Source organism: Variovorax sp. Soil_C_19, assembly GCF_057657255.1.
Genome location: NZ_JBDGIV010000021.1, coordinates 12,739 through 28,347, shown reverse-complemented (window position 1 = coordinate 28,347; position 15,609 = coordinate 12,739). Strand labels below are relative to the sequence as shown.

The following is a 15,609-nucleotide window of genomic DNA, read 5'->3' as shown; positions in this document are numbered from 1 at the left end:
CTGGCTACTTCTCGGCGAAGGCGCGCTCGACGACGAAATCGCCGGGCGTCGAGGTGTTGCCTTCCTTGAAGCCGCGCTTCTCGAGAATGTGCTTCAGGTCGACCAGCAGGCCGGGGCTGCCGCAGAGCATGACGCGGTCTTCCACCGGATTGATCGCCGGCAGGCCGAGGTCGTCGGTGAGCTTGTTGGTCTCGATCAGGTCGGTGATGCGGCCCTGGTTGCGGAACTCCTCGCGCGTGACCGTGGGGTAGTAGAGCAGCTGCTTCGCAACCATCTCGCCGAGGAACTCGTGCTTGGGCAGGTGGTCGGTGACGAGGTCGTGGTAGGCCAGCTCGTCGACCTGGCGCACGCCGTGCACCAGGATGACCTGCTCGAACTTCTCGTAGGTCTCGGGGTCGCGAATCACGCTCATGAACGGTGCGAGCCCGGTGCCCGTGCCGAACAGGTAGAGGCGCTTGCCCGGCAGCGTGTAGTCGATCAGCAGCGTGCCGGTCGGCTTGCGCCCGACGATGATGGTGTCGCCGACCTGGATGTGCTGCAGCTTCGAAGTGAGCGGGCCCTCTTCGACCTTGATGCTCAGGAACTCGAGGTGTTCCTCGTAGTTGGGGCTCACGATGCTGTAGGCACGCAGCAGGGGCTTGCCGTTGACCTTCAGCCCGATCATCGTGAAATGGCCGTTCGAAAAGCGCAGCGCCGGGTCGCGCGTGGTGGTGAAGGTGAACAGGCGGTCGGTCCAGTGGTGGACGCTCAGGACGCGTTCTTCGCTGAATGCACTCATACGGAACTCAAGAGTTGTTGGGTTGTGGACAGTGAGGATGGCTGAGCCGGAATGCACCTTCGAGGGGCGGCAAGCACCGGCCGGCTGCGAACCCTCCATTGTCGTTGGTCGGAAAAACCCCGATGAACACCGCGAGAAAACACCATTGCAAGCACCGGGCCCGTTTGCTACATTGGTCTCGAATGTAGTGAACGCAACATGAAAGTGTAGGGAATGCTACACAAACGGCAGGCGGCGCACAAGCGGGCAGACGGCACGTTTGTTGCAAACCCCACCGGACCTGCTGCCTCCGCACACTGCCCACGAGATCGCCCCGATGACCGAACACACCAAGACAGACGGACTGCCCGGCATGGACATGCCGGTGGCCTTCGAAGCCGGCGCCAGCGCCTTCGGCAAGGCCCCGCCGCGCAACGAGAAGATGAGCACCGCCAAGGTCGAGTGCAACGCCTGCCCGGTGCTGTGCCAGATCTCCGAGGGCCGCACCGGTGCCTGCGACCGCTATGCCAACCGCGAGGGCGTGCTGGTGCGCGTCGACCCCGTGGTGCTGCTGCGCCGCGAGCTCGCCGCCGAGACGCCCGCGCTGGTGCCCTTCGACCGGCCCGGCGCCACGGCCGCCGAGGGCGCCGAGGCCGGCGCTCCCGACTGGAACGGCGACCTGCTGCATGCCGACCAGGTCTTCGTGACCGGCGTGGGCTCGTCCACCACCTATCCCGACTACAAGCCCGCGCCCTTCATCGTGGCCTCGAAGGCCGAGGGCGTCGACATGGTCACGGTCGTCACCGAAGGCATCTTCAGCTACTGCAGCTTCAAGGTGAAGATCGACACCGACCGCTTCCTCGGTCCCGAGCAGGCCAATGTGCGCTACCGCGGCGAAGTCGTGGGCCATGTCACCACCGCCGAATACGGCTCGCAGATGCTGTCGCTCGGCGGCGTGCACCACCTCACGGGCGGCAGCAAGAAAGAGGGCCGCATGACGGTCGAGCTGATGCAGCTGCTCGGCAACAAGAAGGCGGTGGAGTGCACCATCGACGGCGGCTCCACGCTGGTGGTCCAGGCCGGCCGCGCGCCTATCGTCAACGGCGTCGAGGAGCAGCGCATGCGCGTGGGCTGCGGCTCGGCCGCAGTCGGCATCTTCGCGCGCCAGTTCGCGGGCGTGGCCGACGAGGTGGTGGTGGTCGACGACCACATCACCGGCGTGCTGACCGAGCACCAGGCCGGGCGCTGCCTCGACATGCCGCCTTCGGGCATCCAGATGCTGGGGCGCAAGTCCACGCCGGGGCGCTACTTCCAGGTCGCGAACCCGGGCAACGGCTGGGGCGGCACCGACATCGCCGACCCGCTCGCGATCATCGAAGGCTGGGAGGAGGGGGTGGCGCGCCCCGGCCTGCGCCTGTTGATGACATCGACCACCGGCGAGCATGCGCAGTGGTACGTGCTCGACGATGCGCTGAAACCCGTCGAGCAGCCGATGCCGCCCGAGGTGCGCCGCATCGTCGAGCGCATCGGCGAGAACTGCGAACCATCGCTGTGCACGGTGCTGTTCCTCGGTGGTGCGGGCGGCAGCTTGCGCGCCGGCGTGACCGAGAACCCGGTGCTGCTCACGCGGGCCATCAAGCGCGCGCTCGTCAACGTGACCTGCGGCGGTGCCCCGGCCTATGTGTGGCCCGGCGGCGGCATCACGGTGATGGCCGACGTCATGCGCATGCCCGACAACAGCTTCGGCACCGTGCCCACGCCGGCCATCGTGGCGCCGATCGAGTTCAGCATGCGGCGCGCCGACTACGAGGCGCTCGGCGGCCACGTGGCGCACATCTTCCCACTCGAGCAGGCGCTGGCGCGCGGCGCATGGCAGGAGGACGGCGCGCCGCTTGCACGCCAGTGGCTCGCGATGGACGCGGCCAATCCGTGGCCGCTCGGCCACGCGCCGATGCTGGGGTGACCATGGCCGCCCAACGCACCGCGCTGGACGAGCGCCGCTGGCATTTCCAGCACGGCCCGATCGACATCGTGGTCGAGGCGCACGGCGATCCGTACGCCGTCGCCGCCGCGCACGACGCGGCATGGGCGCGCTTCGTCCATGTGCTCGACGGACTGGTGCGCGAGCTGCCGCTGCTGCGCCTGCCCGCGAGCGACAACAGGCGACCGCGTGGCGCCGTCGCTGCGCGCATGTGGCAGGCCTGCGCCCCGTTCTCGCCGATGTTCCTCACGCCGATGGCGGCCGTGGCAGGCTCGGTGGCCGAGGAGCTGGTTGCCTTCTACGAACGCCCCGGCATCGAGCGCGCCTGGATCAACAACGGCGGCGACATCGCGCTGTACCTTGCGCCGGGCCAGTCGGCACGCGTGGGCGTGTATGCCGACCTGGCGCGCTTCGACTGGCGCAGCCACGCGCGCGAAGGCGGCCTCCTCACCACCGACGGGCAGTTCGAGATCCGCGCCGCCCAGCCCGTGCGCGGCGTGGCCACGAGCGGCTGGCGCGGCCGCAGCTTGTCGCTCGGCATCGCCGACAGCGTGACCGTGCTCGCCGCCACCGCCGCCCAGGCCGATGCCGCTGCCACGGTGATCGCCAATGCGGTCGACGTGGACGATGCCGCGGTCGTGCGCCGGCCCGCCAACGAATGCAAGGACGACAGCGACCTGGGCGATTTCCTGGTCACGGTCGACGTGCCGGCGCTCGCGCCCGCGCAGGTGCGGCGTGCGCTCGACGCCGGCGCCGTGTGCGCGCAGGCGCTGCAGAAAAGCGGCCTGGCCTGGGCCGCCCTGCTCGTTTGCCAGGGGCAGTTTCGAGTCGTCGAGCCCTTATGCTCCAAGTCGCTGCCCGCTGCGCAGGCCGATGCAGTTGGTTCAGTATTTGCTTAACGAAAAGCAAGGTTCTTTCCCATGATCGATATACGCCGCGTCTTCACCCAGGTCGAGCACATCCACCACGAGTTCGGCCCGCGCGCCGAGACGCCGCTGGTGCGCGGTGCCATCGGCGCGGTGCTGACCAATCCGTTCGCCGGCCGCTACGAGCCCGACATCCTGCCGATGATGGCGCTGCTCGATCCCGTGGGCGTCGACATGGCGCACCGGCTGCATGCGGCCATGGACGTGCCGCTCGCACAGATCGCCACCTACGGCAAGGGCGCCATCGTTGGCGCAGCGGGCGAGCTCGAGCATGGCGCGCTCTGGCACGTGCCCGGGGGCTATGCGATGCGCGAGCTGCTCGGCTGGAAGGGCGACCGCGCCGCCTACACCGCGGGCAAGGGCGAGGCCAAGACCGGCCAGCCCGGCAATGCGCTGTCGATCGTGCCCTCGACCAAGAAGGTCGGCCCGCCGGGCGCCGCGCTCGACGTGCCGCTCACCAACATCAATGCGAGCTACGTGCGCGGCCAGTTCGATGCCATCGAGGTGCGCGTGCCCGGCGCGCCGGCCGCCGACGAGATCGTCTTCATCCTCGCGATGAGCACCGGCTACCGCGTGCATGCGCGCGTGGGCGGGCTGCTGGCCGAGAACATCAGCAAGTGGGACGGCCTGAGATGAAGTACTCCCCCAAGCTTGCCCACTTCGTGTGGCCGCCAACCCCCTCGCCGGGGGCAACACCAGCGGCCCGGCAAAGCCGGTTCCGCGGTGTTCCCGCATTTCAGAGACAAGGAATCAAGAGAGCATGACCACAGCCAACATCCGCAAGCTCGTCATTCAAGTCGACGAAACCCGCAAGGAAATGGGCCGCGAGATCACGCCGCCCACGCGCCGCGCCGTCGCCATCGCGGTGATCGAGAACCCCTACGCCGGGCGCTACAGCGAGAACCTCGACGAACTCATCGCGATCGGCGAGGAGCTCGGCGCGCTGCTCGGCCAGAAGGCCGTGAAAGCGCTCGGCATCGAGCCGGGCCAGGTCCAGAGCTACGGCAAGGCTGCCATCGTCGGCGAAGGCGGCGAGCTCGAGCATGCGGCGGCGATCCTGCATCCCAAGCTCGGCGCGCCGCTGCGCGTGGCGGTCGAGAAGGGCGCGGCGCTCGTGCCCTCGGCCAAGAAGCGCGGCACGCTCGGCACCGCCATCGACGTGCCGCTCGGCCACAAGGACGCGGCCTTCGTGCGCAGCCATTTCGACGCCGTCGAGGCGCGCGTGTCCGACGCGCCGCGCGCCGGCGAGATCGTGGTCGCCGTGGCCGTCACCGACAGCGGCCGGCCGCTGCCGCGCATCGGCGGCCTTCAAGCGAGCGAGATCAAGGGCGAAGACGGGTTGAGATGAGTACTCCCCCAGTCTTCGCGCACTTCGTGTCGCTTCGCCAACCCCCTCACCGGGGGCAACACCAGCGGCCCGGCAAAGCCGGTTCCGCGGTGTTCCCCGTAAAGACCTCGTTTTTCTTGTCCCTTCCAGGAGCTTCCCGATGAACCCACTGCGCCATGTCTTCTGCGCCGCTTCCGCCCTCACGCTGGCGACGGCGGCCCTCGTTCCTGCGCACGCCCAGGGCGTGATCAAGATCGGCGAGATCAACAGCTACAAGGCGCAGCCCGCCTTCCTCGAGCCCTACAAGAAGGGCATGGAACTCGCGGTGGACGAGATCAATGCCAAGGGCGGCGTCAATGGCAAGAAGATCGAACTCATCAGCCGCGACGACAACGCCAACCCCGGCGACGCGGTGCGCGTGGCCGAGGAGCTGGTCTCGCGCGAGAAGGTCGACGTGCTCGCGGGCGCCTTCCTCTCGAACACCGGCCTGGCGCTGACCGACTTCGCGAAGCAGAAGAAGTTCTTCTACCTGGCCGCCGAGCCGCTGACCGACAAGATCGTCTGGGCCAACGGCAACAAGTACACCTACCGCCTGCGCCCCTCGACCTACATGCAGGTCGCGATGCTGGTGCCCGAGGCCGCCAAGCTCAAGAAGAAGCGCTGGGCGGTCGTGTACCCCAACTACGAATACGGCCAGTCGTCGGTCGCCACCTTCAAGACGCTGCTGAAGGCCGCGCAGCCCGACGTCGAGTTCGTGGCCGAGCAGGCGCCGCCGCTCGGCAAGGTCGATTCGGGCAGCGTGGTGCAGGCGCTGGCCGACGCCAAGCCCGACGCGATCTTCAACGTGCTGTTCGGTGCCGACCTGTCGAAGTTCGTGCGCGAAGGCAACACGCGCGGCCTGTTCAAGGGCCGCGAGGTAGTGAGCGTGCTGACCGGCGAGCCCGAGTACCTCGACCCGCTCAAGGACGAGGCGCCCAACGGCTGGATCGTGACCGGCTACCCGTGGAACGGCATCAAGACGCCCGAGCACAAGGCCTTTCTCGATGCCTACCAGGCCAAGTTCAAGGACTATCCGCGCCTGGGCTCGGTGGTCGGCTACAGCGCCATCTACTCGATCGCCGAAGGCGTCAAGAAGGCCGGCGGCACCGACACCGAGAAGCTCGTCGCGGCCTTCAAGGGCCTGCAGGTCGACACACCCTTCGGCAAGATCAGCTATCGCGCGCAGGACAACCAGTCGACCATGGGCGCGTATGTCGGCAAGACGAAGAACGAAGGCGGCAAGGGCGTGATGGTCGACTACGTCTACCTCGACGGCGCCAAGTTCCAGCCGACCGACGACGAAGTCAAGAAGATGCGCCCCGCAGACTGACTGCGCGGCTCCTGCACCGCGTCCGCGGCCCTTCTTGCATGAAGGCGCGGAGGCGGATGTCTCCCGTTTCCTCAGGGTCCTTATGAGTTTTTCAGGCTTCGTTGTTCAGTTGCTCAACGGGTTGGCCGGCGCGTCCTCGCTGTTTCTCGTGGCCGCCGGCCTTTCGCTGATCTTCGGCGTGACGCGCATCGTCAATTTCGCCCATGGCTCGTTCTTCATGGTGGGCATCTACATCGCGTACACGCTGGTCGACAAGCTGGGCTCGAGCCTGGGCTTCTGGCCCGCGCTGCTGGTCGCGGCGCTCGCGGTCGGCGTGCTAGGCGCGCTGATCGAGGTGCTGCTGCTGCGCCGCATCTACAAGGCGCCCGAGCTGTTCCAGTTGCTCGCCACCTTCGCGCTCGTGCTGGTCATCAAGGACGCGGTGCTGTGGCTCTGGGGGCCCGACGAACTGCTGGGGCCGCGTGCGCCGGGCCTCAAGGGCTCGGTCGAGATCCTCGGGCGGCAGTTTCCGTCGTACGACCTGTTCCTGATCGTGGTCGGGCCGGTGGTGCTCGGGCTGGTGTGGCTGCTGCTCACGCGCACCCGCTTCGGCACGCTGGTGCGCGCCGCCACGCAGGACCGCGAGATGGTCAGCGCACTCGGCGTGAACCAGGCCTGGCTCTTCACCGCGGTGTTCGCGCTCGGCGCGCTGCTCGCGGGACTGGGCGGTGCACTGCAGTTGCCGCGCGAACCCGCGACGCTCGAGATGGACCTCAACACCATCGGCGCGGCCTTCGTGGTGGTGGTGGTCGGCGGCATGGGGTCGCTGCCCGGCGCCTACGTGGCTGCATTGCTCATCGCCGAGATCAAGGCGGTGTGCATCTGGCTCGGGGTGGTGGAGATCTTCGGCGTCGACGTGTCGTTCTCGAAGCTCACGCTGATGGTCGACTTCCTCGTGATGGCCGCCGTGCTGGTGTGGCGCCCGTGGGGCCTGTTCGGCCGCGCGCAGGCACCGAGCCGCTACGTCGGCATGCAGGAGGAGCCGCTGCGCCGCCCCGGCAACGCCTACATGGCGGGCGCTGCCGTGCTCGCGCTGCTGCTCGCGGGGCTGCCGCTGCTCACGGCCGATTCGCCCTACACGCTGGTGCTCATGATCGACCTGATGATCGCGGCGCTGTTCGCGACCAGCCTGCACTTCATCATGGGCCCGGCCGGCATGCATTCGTTCGGGCATGCGGCGTACTTCGGCCTCGGTGCCTACGGTGCGGCGCTGCTCGCGCGCTCGCTGAACCTGCCGATGGAACTCACGCTCGTGGTCGCACCGCTCGTGGCCGCGCTCGGCGCCTTTGTCTACGGCTGGTTCGCGGTGCGGCTGTCGGGCGTGTACCTGGCCATGCTCACGCTCGCCTTCGCGCAGATCACCTGGGCCATCACCTACCAGTGGGACAGCTTCACGGGCGGCAGCAACGGCCTCACCGGCGTGTGGCCATCCGACTGGCTGTCGGACAAGCGGGCCTATTACTGGCTCACGCTGGTGCTGGTGGGTGCGGGCGTGTGGTGGTTGCGGCGCGTGCTGTATTCGCCGTTCGGCTATGCGCTGCGCGCGGGCCGCGACTCGGTGCTGCGCGCGGACGCGATCGGCATCGACGTCAAGCGCATGCAGTGGGCCGCCTTCGTCATCGCGGGTGCGGTGGCGGGGCTCGCCGGTGCGCTGTTCGCGTTCTCGAAGGGCAGCATCTCGCCCGAGACGCTCGGGGTGGGCCGCTCGGTCGACGGTCTCGTGATGGTGCTGCTCGGCGGCATCCAGACGCTCGCGGGGCCGGTGGTCGGTGCCGTCACCTTCACCTGGCTGCACGACACGGTGGCGCGCAACACCGATTACTGGCGCGCGATGCTCGGGGCGATCATCCTGCTCTTGGTGCTGTTGTTTCCGCAGGGGATTGCGGGGGCGATCAGGCAGTTGTGGGGGCGTTTTTCTTCCTCTTCGCGTGAGGCGGAGGGGCGGACGGGGGAGGTGCGGACGTGAGGGGTTCTTTTGGGTTTCGGGGCCGGGTTTCGCCCCGGCGGGCGAGCTACTTTCTTTTGCTTCGCCAAAAGAAAGTAGCCAAAGAAAAGGCGACCCCGCTGTCTGCGACCCCTTCGCTGCGCTACGGGGCAACCTGCGGTGCTCGCGTTTCGCGGGGTCTCGCAGAACTCGCTTCGCTCAAACAGCTGCGAGCCCTGATCCGCGAAACACTCCGCTCCTCGGCGCAGCCAGAGGGGATTTGGAGACCATGCGGGCCATTGCTGCGCTCGGCCGCCAACGCGAGCACGCGCAGCGTGCTCGCTTGCGCCCGGGGCCGAGCGCAGCGATGGCCCGTCGGTTCCCCACCCCCTTCTGGCTGTGCCGAGGAGCGCAGGCGGAGGCGGGATCAGGGCCGCAGCTGTTTGAGCGAAGCGAGTTCTGCGGACCCCCGCCGCAGCCGAGCACCGCAGGTTGCCCGTAGCGAAGCGGAGGGACACAGACAGCAGGGTCGCCTTTTCTTTGCTTACTTTCTTTTGGCGAAGCAAAAGAAAGTGAGTCGCCCGCCGGGGCGAGACCCGGCCCCGAACCCCAAAAAGAAACAAGCACCTCACGAAGGCCATCCAACCCAATGACTCTCCTCAAGGTCACCAACCTAGGCAAGTCCTTCGGCGGCGTCAAAGCCGTCGACGGCATCAGCTTCGAGCTGCCCCCCGGCGAGCTGCTCGCGCTCATCGGCCCGAACGGTGCAGGCAAGTCCACCACCTTCAACATGGTGAACGGCCAGCTCAAGGCCGACCAGGGCTCGATCACGCTCGACGGCCAGGAACTCGTCGGCCGCAGGCCGCGCGAGATCTGGCGCATGGGCGTGGGCCGCACTTTCCAGATCGCCGAAACCTTCGCCTCGCTGACCGTCGTCGAGAACGTGCAGATGGCGCTGCTCTCGCACGACGGCAAGCTGTTCTCGATGTGGCGCCGCGCGGCCGACCATCGGCGCGACGAGGCGCTGGCGCTGCTCGACCAAGTCGGCATGAAGGCGCAGGCCGACCGGCCCTGCAGCGTGCTGGCGTACGGCGACGTGAAGCGCGTCGAGCTCGCGATCGCGATGGCCAACAGCCCGAAACTGCTGCTCATGGACGAGCCCACCGCCGGCATGGCGCCCCAGGAGCGCAATTCGCTGATGGCGCTGACCAAGCAGCTCGTGATCGACCGCGGCATGGCGGTGCTCTTCACCGAGCACAGCATGGACGTGGTGTTCGCGTACGCCGACCGCATGATCGTGCTCGCGCGCGGCCGCCTCATCGCGCAGGGCAAGCCGCTCGAGATCCGCGACCATCCGAAAGTGCAGGAGGTGTACTTCGGCAGCGGCAAGACCTTCGAGAAAGTGGCCGCCAAGGCGGCCGCGATGGGAGCGACAGCATGAGCGCACACGAACCGCTGCTCGAAGCCAAGGCGCTGTGCGCCTGGTACGGCGCCGCGCAGATCCTTTACGACGTCGACCTCGAGGTGCGGCGCGGCGAGGTGGTCGCACTCATGGGCCGCAACGGCGCGGGCAAGTCGACCACGCTCAAGACGCTGATCGGCATGCTCTCCAAACGCCGCGGCGCGGTGCGCTTTCTCGGCCACGACATCTCGAAGGGCGAGCCGCACCATGCGGCGCGCCTGGGCCTGGGCTTCGTGCCCGAGGACCGGCGCGTGTTCACCGACCTCACGGTGCTGGAAAACCTCGAGGTCGGCAAGCAGCCCCCGCGCCGCTGGGCCGACGGCAGCGAGGCGCCGCTCTGGACGCCCGAGCGGCTGTTCACCCTGTTCCCCAACCTCGGCGAGATGCCCCACCGCCCGGGCGGCCGCATGAGCGGCGGCGAGCAGCAGATGCTGACCGTGGCGCGCACGCTCATGGGCAACCCGTACCTCGTGCTGCTGGACGAGCCCTCGGAGGGCGTGGCGCCGGTGATCGTCGAGCAGATGGCGAACATGATCCTCGAACTGAAGGCGCAGGGCGTGAGCATCCTGCTGTCGGAACAGAACATGCACTTTGCCGAGCTCGTCTCCGACCGCGCCTATGTGCTCGAGAAGGGACAGATCCGCTACCACGCCACGATGGCCGAGCTCGCGGCCAACGAGGAAGTGCGCCGCGCCTACCTCAGCGTCTAGCCTCCGTCATTGTTCGACGAAAGAAAAAGGAGTCCCGCCATGCATCGCAGAAGCTTCGCAACCTACGCCGCCGTCCTCGGGTTGTGCGGCGGGCTCGCCCTCGACGCCTTCGCAGCGGGTCCGCTCAAGCCCGACGGCAGGTCCGCACTGCTCGTGATCGACGTGCAGAACTGCTTCGTCGATGGCGGCACGTTGCCCGTCAAGGGCGGGGCCGAGGTGGTGCCGGTGATCAATCGGCTCGCCGGCGCTTTCGAGAACATCGTCGTCACGCAGGACTGGCACACGCCGGGCCATGCCTCGTTCGCGAGCGCGCATGCGGACCAGAAGCCGTTCAGCAGCGTCAAGCTGAGCTACGGCAAGCAGGTGCTCTGGCCCGACCACTGCGTGCAGGGCACCGACGACGCGGCGCTGCACAAGGACCTGAAGCTTCCGGGCGCGCAGCTGATCATCCGCAAGGGCTTCAACAAGGGCGTCGACAGCTATTCGGCCTTCGAGGAAGCCGACCGCAAGACGCCGACCGGCCTCGGCGGCTACCTCAAGCAGCGTGGCATCAAGACGGTCTACGTGGCCGGGCTCGCCACCGACTTCTGTGTGGCATGGACCGCGCTCGACGCGCGCAAAGCCGGTTTCGAGGTCTACGTGATCGAGGACGCCACGCGTGCGATCGACCTCGACGGTTCGCTCGCGGCGGCCTGGAAGCAGATGGCGGCCAAGGGCGTCAAGCGCATCCAGTCCGGCGATATTCCGAGCTGAAGGACGGCTGCATCCCCGTGACGACGACCCACTGCGGTGCTGAAGAAAAGAACGAGGCTGCGCTGTGCCTGCAGGTCAATGGCCGTGCGCACACGCTCGACAACGTGCCGCGGGAGGCCACGCTGCTGCACCTGCTGCGCAACGACCTCGGGCTCAACGGGCCGAAATACGGCTGCGGGCTCGGGCAGTGCGGCGCCTGTACGGTGCATGTGGACGGCATTGCGGCGCGCGCCTGCGTGATCCCGGCGCACGGCGTGGCGGGCCGCACCATCACCACGCTCGAAGGCCTTGGCACGCAAGCAAACTGGCATCCGGTGCAGGCCGCGTTCGAAGCGGCGCAGGCCGCGCAGTGCGGCTACTGCCTGAACGGCATGGTGATGCAGGCCGCGGCGCTGCTCGCGCGTGACCCGCACGCGAGCGAGGCGCGCATCCGCAGCGAACTCTCGGGCAACCTGTGCCGCTGCGGCACGCACATCGAAATTCTTGACGCGGTGCAGCGCGCGGCCGCGCGCCTGCGCGCACCGGCCGCATGACGCGCCGCGCCGACCTGCCGCGCACGCGCGCGGAATTCCTTTCGGCCGACGGCGTGCTGCTGGTGGTGCGCGAGACGCCGCCCCCACCGCCGCCCGCCAAGGGGCAGCCCGCCTTCATCGCGGGCAACCCTGCCGAAGGCGACGAGATCCTGCTTGCGGTGTGGGACGACGGCAGCGCCTCGGCGCTCAACGGCCATGTCGACCTGGGCACCGGCATCCAGACCGCGCTCGGCCAGATCGTTGCCGAAGAGCTCGAGCTCGGCATGCCGTGCGTGCGCGTGATGCTCGGCGACACCGCGCGTGCGCCGAACCAGGGCGCGACCATCGCGAGCGCATCGATCCAGATCCATGCGCAGCCGCTGCGCCTCGCGGCTGCACAGGCGCGCGCATGGCTGCGCGCGCGCGCGGCCGAGCGGCTCGGCGTGGCGCCGGAGGCGCTGGAGCTGCGCAACGGCATGGTGCGCGTGGCCGCCGAGCCGGAGCGGCGCGCAAGCTACGCCGCGCTGGTGGCCGGCCAGCGCACGGTGCTGCGGCTCGATCCGCAGGCGCAGCCCAAGGACCCGGCCGACTACCGCATTGTCGGCACCCGGCAGGCGCGCGTCGACATACCGGCCAAGCTCGCGGGCGAGCAGGTCTTCGTGCACGACATGCGCGTGCCCGGCATGCTGCATGGTCGCGTGGTGCGGCCGCCTTATGCAGGAGCGGACCACGGCGACTTCATCGGCAACACGCTCGAGTCGGTCGACGAAGCGTCGATCGCGCACATCCCGGGCATTCGCGCGGTGGTGGTGATCCGCGATTTCGTGGGCATCGTCGCCGAGCGCGAGGAGCACGCCGAACAGGCGCTGCGCGAGCTGCGCGTGCGCTGGAAGCCCTGGCCCGGCATGCCCGATCTTTCCGACGTGGCGCAGGCGCTGCGCGACAACCCCTCGACCCAGCGGCTGCTGGTCGACGAGGGCGACGTCGATGGCGCCATCGCGCAGGCCGCGCAACCGATGCCGCGCACCTACGTCTGGCCCTACCAGATGCATGCGTCGATCGGCCCCTCGTGTGCGCTGGCCGCGTGGCAGCCCGATGGAGAGGGCTGCGAGGTTCGGCTGCGCTGCTGGACCGGCACGCAGAACCCGCACGTGCTGCGCGCCGACCTGGCCCGGCTCATGGGCCTCGAGGACCCGCAGGTCGACGTGGTCCGCATGGAGGCCGCCGGCTGCTACGGTCGCAATGGTGCCGATGACGTGGCTGCCGATGCGGCGCTGCTCGCGCGGGCCGTGGGCGTGCCGGTGCGCGTGCAGCTCACGCGCGAGCAGGAGCACGCCTGGGAGCCCAAAGGCGCCGCGCAGCTGATGGACGTGGATGGCGGGCTCATGGCCGATGGCCGCGTGGCCGCCTACGACTTCGCCACCTCGTACCCGTCGAACGGCGCGCCGACGCTCGCGCTGCTGCTCACGCGCACCATCGAGCCCGTGGCGCAGGCCTTCGAGATGGGCGACCGCACCGCGCGCCCACCCTATGCGTTCGACAACCTGCGCGTGAAGGTCAACGACATGGCGCCGATCGTGCGGGCGTCGTGGCTGCGCGGCGTGTCGGCGCTGCCGAGTTCGTTCGCGCACGAGTCGTACATCGACGAGCTCGCCACCGCGGCGGGCGTCGATCCAGTGCAGTTCCGCCTGCGCCACCTGAACGATCCGCGCGCGGTGGAACTGGTGCAGGCGACCGCGCAGAAGGCCGGCTGGCGCATGCGCACCGGGCCGCAGGAGAAAGCCGATGGCGGGCTCGGCCCGGGCGGTGACATCCTCTTCGGCCAGGGCTTCGCCTATGCGCGCTACGTCCACAGTAAATGGCCGGGCTTCGGCGCCGCTTGGTCGGCCTGGGTGGCCGACGTCGAGGTCAACCGCACGACCGGCGAAGTGCACGTGCGCCGCGTGGTGGTGGGGCACGATGCAGGCCTGCTGGTCAACCCCGCGGGCGTCGAGCACCAGGTGCATGGCAACGTGATCCAGACCACCAGCCGCGCGCTCAAGGAGCAGGTGCAGTTCGCACCGCAATCCGCTGAGGCGCCCGCGGGTGGCGCGCAGTTGCCGGGCGTGTTGCCTTCGGGCGTGGTCGCGAGCCGCGAGTGGGGCAGCTACCCGATCATCAACTTCCGCGACGTGCCGGTGATCGAAGTCATGCACATGCCGCGGCCCGGCGAGCCTTCGCTGGGCGCGGGCGAGTCGTCGTCGGTGCCGGGCACGGCGGCGATCGCGAACGCGATCTTCGATGCGACAGGTGTGCGGTTTCGTAAGCCGCCGTTCACGCCCGAGAAGGTGCTGGCCGAACTGAATCGGGCATTTCTCCCTCCCCCTCCGGGGGAGGGCGGGGGTGGGGGTGGGGGCCAGCGGCGTGTGGATGGTGACGCTGTCGTGCCCCCATCCCAACCTTCCCCCGGAGGGGGAAGGAGCAATGCCGTCTGGCCGAGGCGCAAAGGAGTGTGGGCCACGGCCGCTGCACTCGCCATTGGCGGCATCGGCGTCATCGCCGGCCTTCTCGGCTGGCGCTCGGCCATCGCACCCGTCGCGCTCACCGCACCCGTCTACAGCCAGGCGACCATCGAACGCGGCCGCGTGCTCGCCGCGCTCGGCGATTGCGCCGTGTGCCACACCGCGCCCGGCGGCGCGCCCAACGCCGGCGGACGCGCGATGGCAACGCCGTTCGGCACGCTCCACACCACCAACCTCACGCCCGACGCCGAGACGGGCCTCGGCCGCTGGTCGTTCAGCGCCTTCCAGCGCGCGATGCGCGAAGGCATCTCGCGCGACGGCCATCATCTGTACCCGGCGTTTCCGTACACCGCCTTCGCGAAAACCAGCGACGACGACCTGCAGGCGCTGTACGCGTACTTTATGGCGCTGCCCGCGGTGCGCGCCGAAACGCCGAAGGCCGAACTGAAGTTTCCGTTCAGCCTGCGCCCGCTGATGGCCGGATGGAACGCGCTTTTCCACGACCCGGCACCGGCGCAGCCCGTGGCGGCGCAGAGCGCCGAATGGAACCGCGGCGCGTACCTCGTGAACGGCCTCGGCCATTGCGGCGCCTGCCACACGCCGCGCAATGCACTCGGCGCCGAGCAGGGTGGCAGCGCGTTCCTGTCGGGCGCGATGGTCGACGGCTGGGAGGCGCCGCCGCTCACGGCCGCATCGAAGTCCGCGATGCCGTGGGATGCCGAATCGCTTTACCGCTATTTGCGCAACGGCCATTCGCCGCGCCACGGCATCGCGGGCGGGCCGATGGCCGAGGTGGTGCGCGAGCTCGCCGTGGTGCCCGACACCGACATCCGCGCCATGGCCACCTACCTCGCGTCGTTCAACCCCGCGCCGGTGCCCGAAGCCGAGGCCGAGGCCCAGGCACGGCGCGTCGTCGACAACGCGGCACGCACGCAGGGCCAGTTGCTCGGCCCGGCGCAGCGCATGTTCGACAGCGCCTGCGCCGCCTGCCACCACGACGGCGACGGTCCCACGCTGCTGGGCGTGAACACGCCGCTAGCGCTCAACAGCAACCTCACGAGCGCGAAGCCCGACAACCTGCTGCGCACCATCCTCGACGGCGTGCGCGAGCCTGCGAGCCGCGACATCGGCTTCATGCCCGCCTTCCGCGAAGCGCTCGACGACCGCCAGATCGCCGAACTCGCGGGCTACATGCGCGCGCGCTTCGCGCCGCAGGCGCCGGCGTGGGACGACCTGCAGGCGCAGGTGGCACGCGTGCGGGCGGATGCCGCTGCTGCTGCACGCGGGCACTGAGCGGCTTGGCCGCGCGCCCGGCGCTACGATCGCCTTCTTCCCGATACCCACCAGA

At 69.0% G+C, this 15,609-nt stretch carries 12 protein-coding genes; 11 read left to right on the top strand and 1 reads right to left on the bottom strand.

Annotated elements, in window-relative coordinates; all coding sequences use genetic code 11:
• Positions 1–4: 4 nt before the first annotated feature.
• Complete coding sequence (locus tag AC3A6R_RS25295; protein WP_487865944.1) at positions 5–778, bottom strand: ferredoxin--NADP reductase; 774 nt, start codon at positions 776–778, stop codon at positions 5–7.
• Between the two features lie 316 nt (positions 779–1,094).
• On the opposite strand from AC3A6R_RS25295, the gene AC3A6R_RS25290 reads away from it, so the two are divergent.
• The 11 genes from AC3A6R_RS25290 (at position 1,095) to AC3A6R_RS25240 (ending at position 15,554) form a co-directional block, all read left to right on the top strand.
• Complete coding sequence (locus tag AC3A6R_RS25290; protein WP_487865943.1) at positions 1,095–2,720, top strand: 6-hydroxynicotinate reductase; 1,626 nt, start codon at positions 1,095–1,097, stop codon at positions 2,718–2,720.
• A gap of 2 nt (positions 2,721–2,722) precedes the next feature.
• Complete coding sequence (locus tag AC3A6R_RS25285) at positions 2,723–3,637, top strand: UPF0280 family protein (protein WP_487865942.1); 915 nt, start codon at positions 2,723–2,725, stop codon at positions 3,635–3,637.
• A gap of 21 nt (positions 3,638–3,658) precedes the next feature.
• Positions 3,659–4,300 carry an amino acid synthesis family protein gene (locus tag AC3A6R_RS25280; RefSeq protein ID WP_487860612.1) on the top strand — a complete coding sequence of 214 codons (642 nt, stop codon included), beginning with the start codon at positions 3,659–3,661 and terminating at the stop codon, positions 4,298–4,300.
• Between the two features lie 124 nt (positions 4,301–4,424).
• The gene (locus tag AC3A6R_RS25275) at positions 4,425–5,012 is read left to right on the top strand and encodes an amino acid synthesis family protein (RefSeq protein WP_487860611.1); all 588 of its coding nucleotides are present in this window, start codon (positions 4,425–4,427) and stop codon (positions 5,010–5,012) included.
• A 139-nt stretch (positions 5,013–5,151) separates the two neighbouring features.
• A complete protein-coding gene (locus AC3A6R_RS25270) occupies positions 5,152–6,360 on the top strand; it encodes an ABC transporter substrate-binding protein (protein ID WP_487860610.1) in 1,209 nt (402 codons plus the stop codon).
• Positions 6,361–6,442: 82 nt separating this feature from the next.
• A complete protein-coding gene (locus AC3A6R_RS25265; protein WP_487860609.1) occupies positions 6,443–8,365 on the top strand; it encodes an ABC transporter permease in 1,923 nt (640 codons plus the stop codon).
• Positions 8,366–8,972: 607 nt separating this feature from the next.
• Complete coding sequence (locus AC3A6R_RS25260) at positions 8,973–9,764, top strand: ABC transporter ATP-binding protein (RefSeq protein ID WP_487865941.1); 792 nt, start codon at positions 8,973–8,975, stop codon at positions 9,762–9,764.
• A complete protein-coding gene (locus AC3A6R_RS25255; protein WP_487865940.1) occupies positions 9,761–10,495 on the top strand; it encodes an ABC transporter ATP-binding protein in 735 nt (244 codons plus the stop codon). Before AC3A6R_RS25260 ends, AC3A6R_RS25255 begins: the two co-directional genes overlap by 4 nt.
• 39 nt (positions 10,496–10,534) lie before the next feature.
• Positions 10,535–11,248: a bifunctional nicotinamidase/pyrazinamidase gene (pncA, locus tag AC3A6R_RS25250; RefSeq protein ID WP_487863202.1), complete on the top strand. Its 714-nt coding sequence runs from the start codon at positions 10,535–10,537 to the stop codon at positions 11,246–11,248.
• 17 nt (positions 11,249–11,265) lie between these two features.
• On the top strand, positions 11,266–11,781 hold the full coding sequence (locus AC3A6R_RS25245) for a (2Fe-2S)-binding protein (protein ID WP_487865939.1): 516 nt from the start codon (positions 11,266–11,268) through the stop codon (positions 11,779–11,781).
• Entirely contained in the window at positions 11,778–15,554 is a 3,777-nt protein-coding gene (locus AC3A6R_RS25240) for a molybdopterin cofactor-binding domain-containing protein (RefSeq protein ID WP_487865938.1), read from the top strand. The genes AC3A6R_RS25245 and AC3A6R_RS25240 overlap by 4 nt, the downstream gene beginning before the upstream one ends.
• The last annotated feature ends 55 nt before the right edge of the window (positions 15,555–15,609 follow it).

Coding starts and splice junctions, on each gene's coding strand:
- AC3A6R_RS25295 (WP_487865944.1), bottom strand. CDS start 778: ATGAGTGCATTCAGCGAAGAACGCGTCCTGAGCGTCCACCACTGGACC.
- AC3A6R_RS25290 (WP_487865943.1), top strand. CDS start 1,095: ATGACCGAACACACCAAGACAGACGGACTGCCCGGCATGGACATGCCG.
- AC3A6R_RS25285 (WP_487865942.1), top strand. CDS start 2,723: ATGGCCGCCCAACGCACCGCGCTGGACGAGCGCCGCTGGCATTTCCAG.
- AC3A6R_RS25280 (WP_487860612.1), top strand. CDS start 3,659: ATGATCGATATACGCCGCGTCTTCACCCAGGTCGAGCACATCCACCAC.
- AC3A6R_RS25275 (WP_487860611.1), top strand. CDS start 4,425: ATGACCACAGCCAACATCCGCAAGCTCGTCATTCAAGTCGACGAAACC.
- AC3A6R_RS25270 (WP_487860610.1), top strand. CDS start 5,152: ATGAACCCACTGCGCCATGTCTTCTGCGCCGCTTCCGCCCTCACGCTG.
- AC3A6R_RS25265 (WP_487860609.1), top strand. CDS start 6,443: ATGAGTTTTTCAGGCTTCGTTGTTCAGTTGCTCAACGGGTTGGCCGGC.
- AC3A6R_RS25260 (WP_487865941.1), top strand. CDS start 8,973: ATGACTCTCCTCAAGGTCACCAACCTAGGCAAGTCCTTCGGCGGCGTC.
- AC3A6R_RS25255 (WP_487865940.1), top strand. CDS start 9,761: ATGAGCGCACACGAACCGCTGCTCGAAGCCAAGGCGCTGTGCGCCTGG.
- pncA (WP_487863202.1), top strand. CDS start 10,535: ATGCATCGCAGAAGCTTCGCAACCTACGCCGCCGTCCTCGGGTTGTGC.
- AC3A6R_RS25240 (WP_487865938.1), top strand. CDS start 11,778: ATGACGCGCCGCGCCGACCTGCCGCGCACGCGCGCGGAATTCCTTTCG.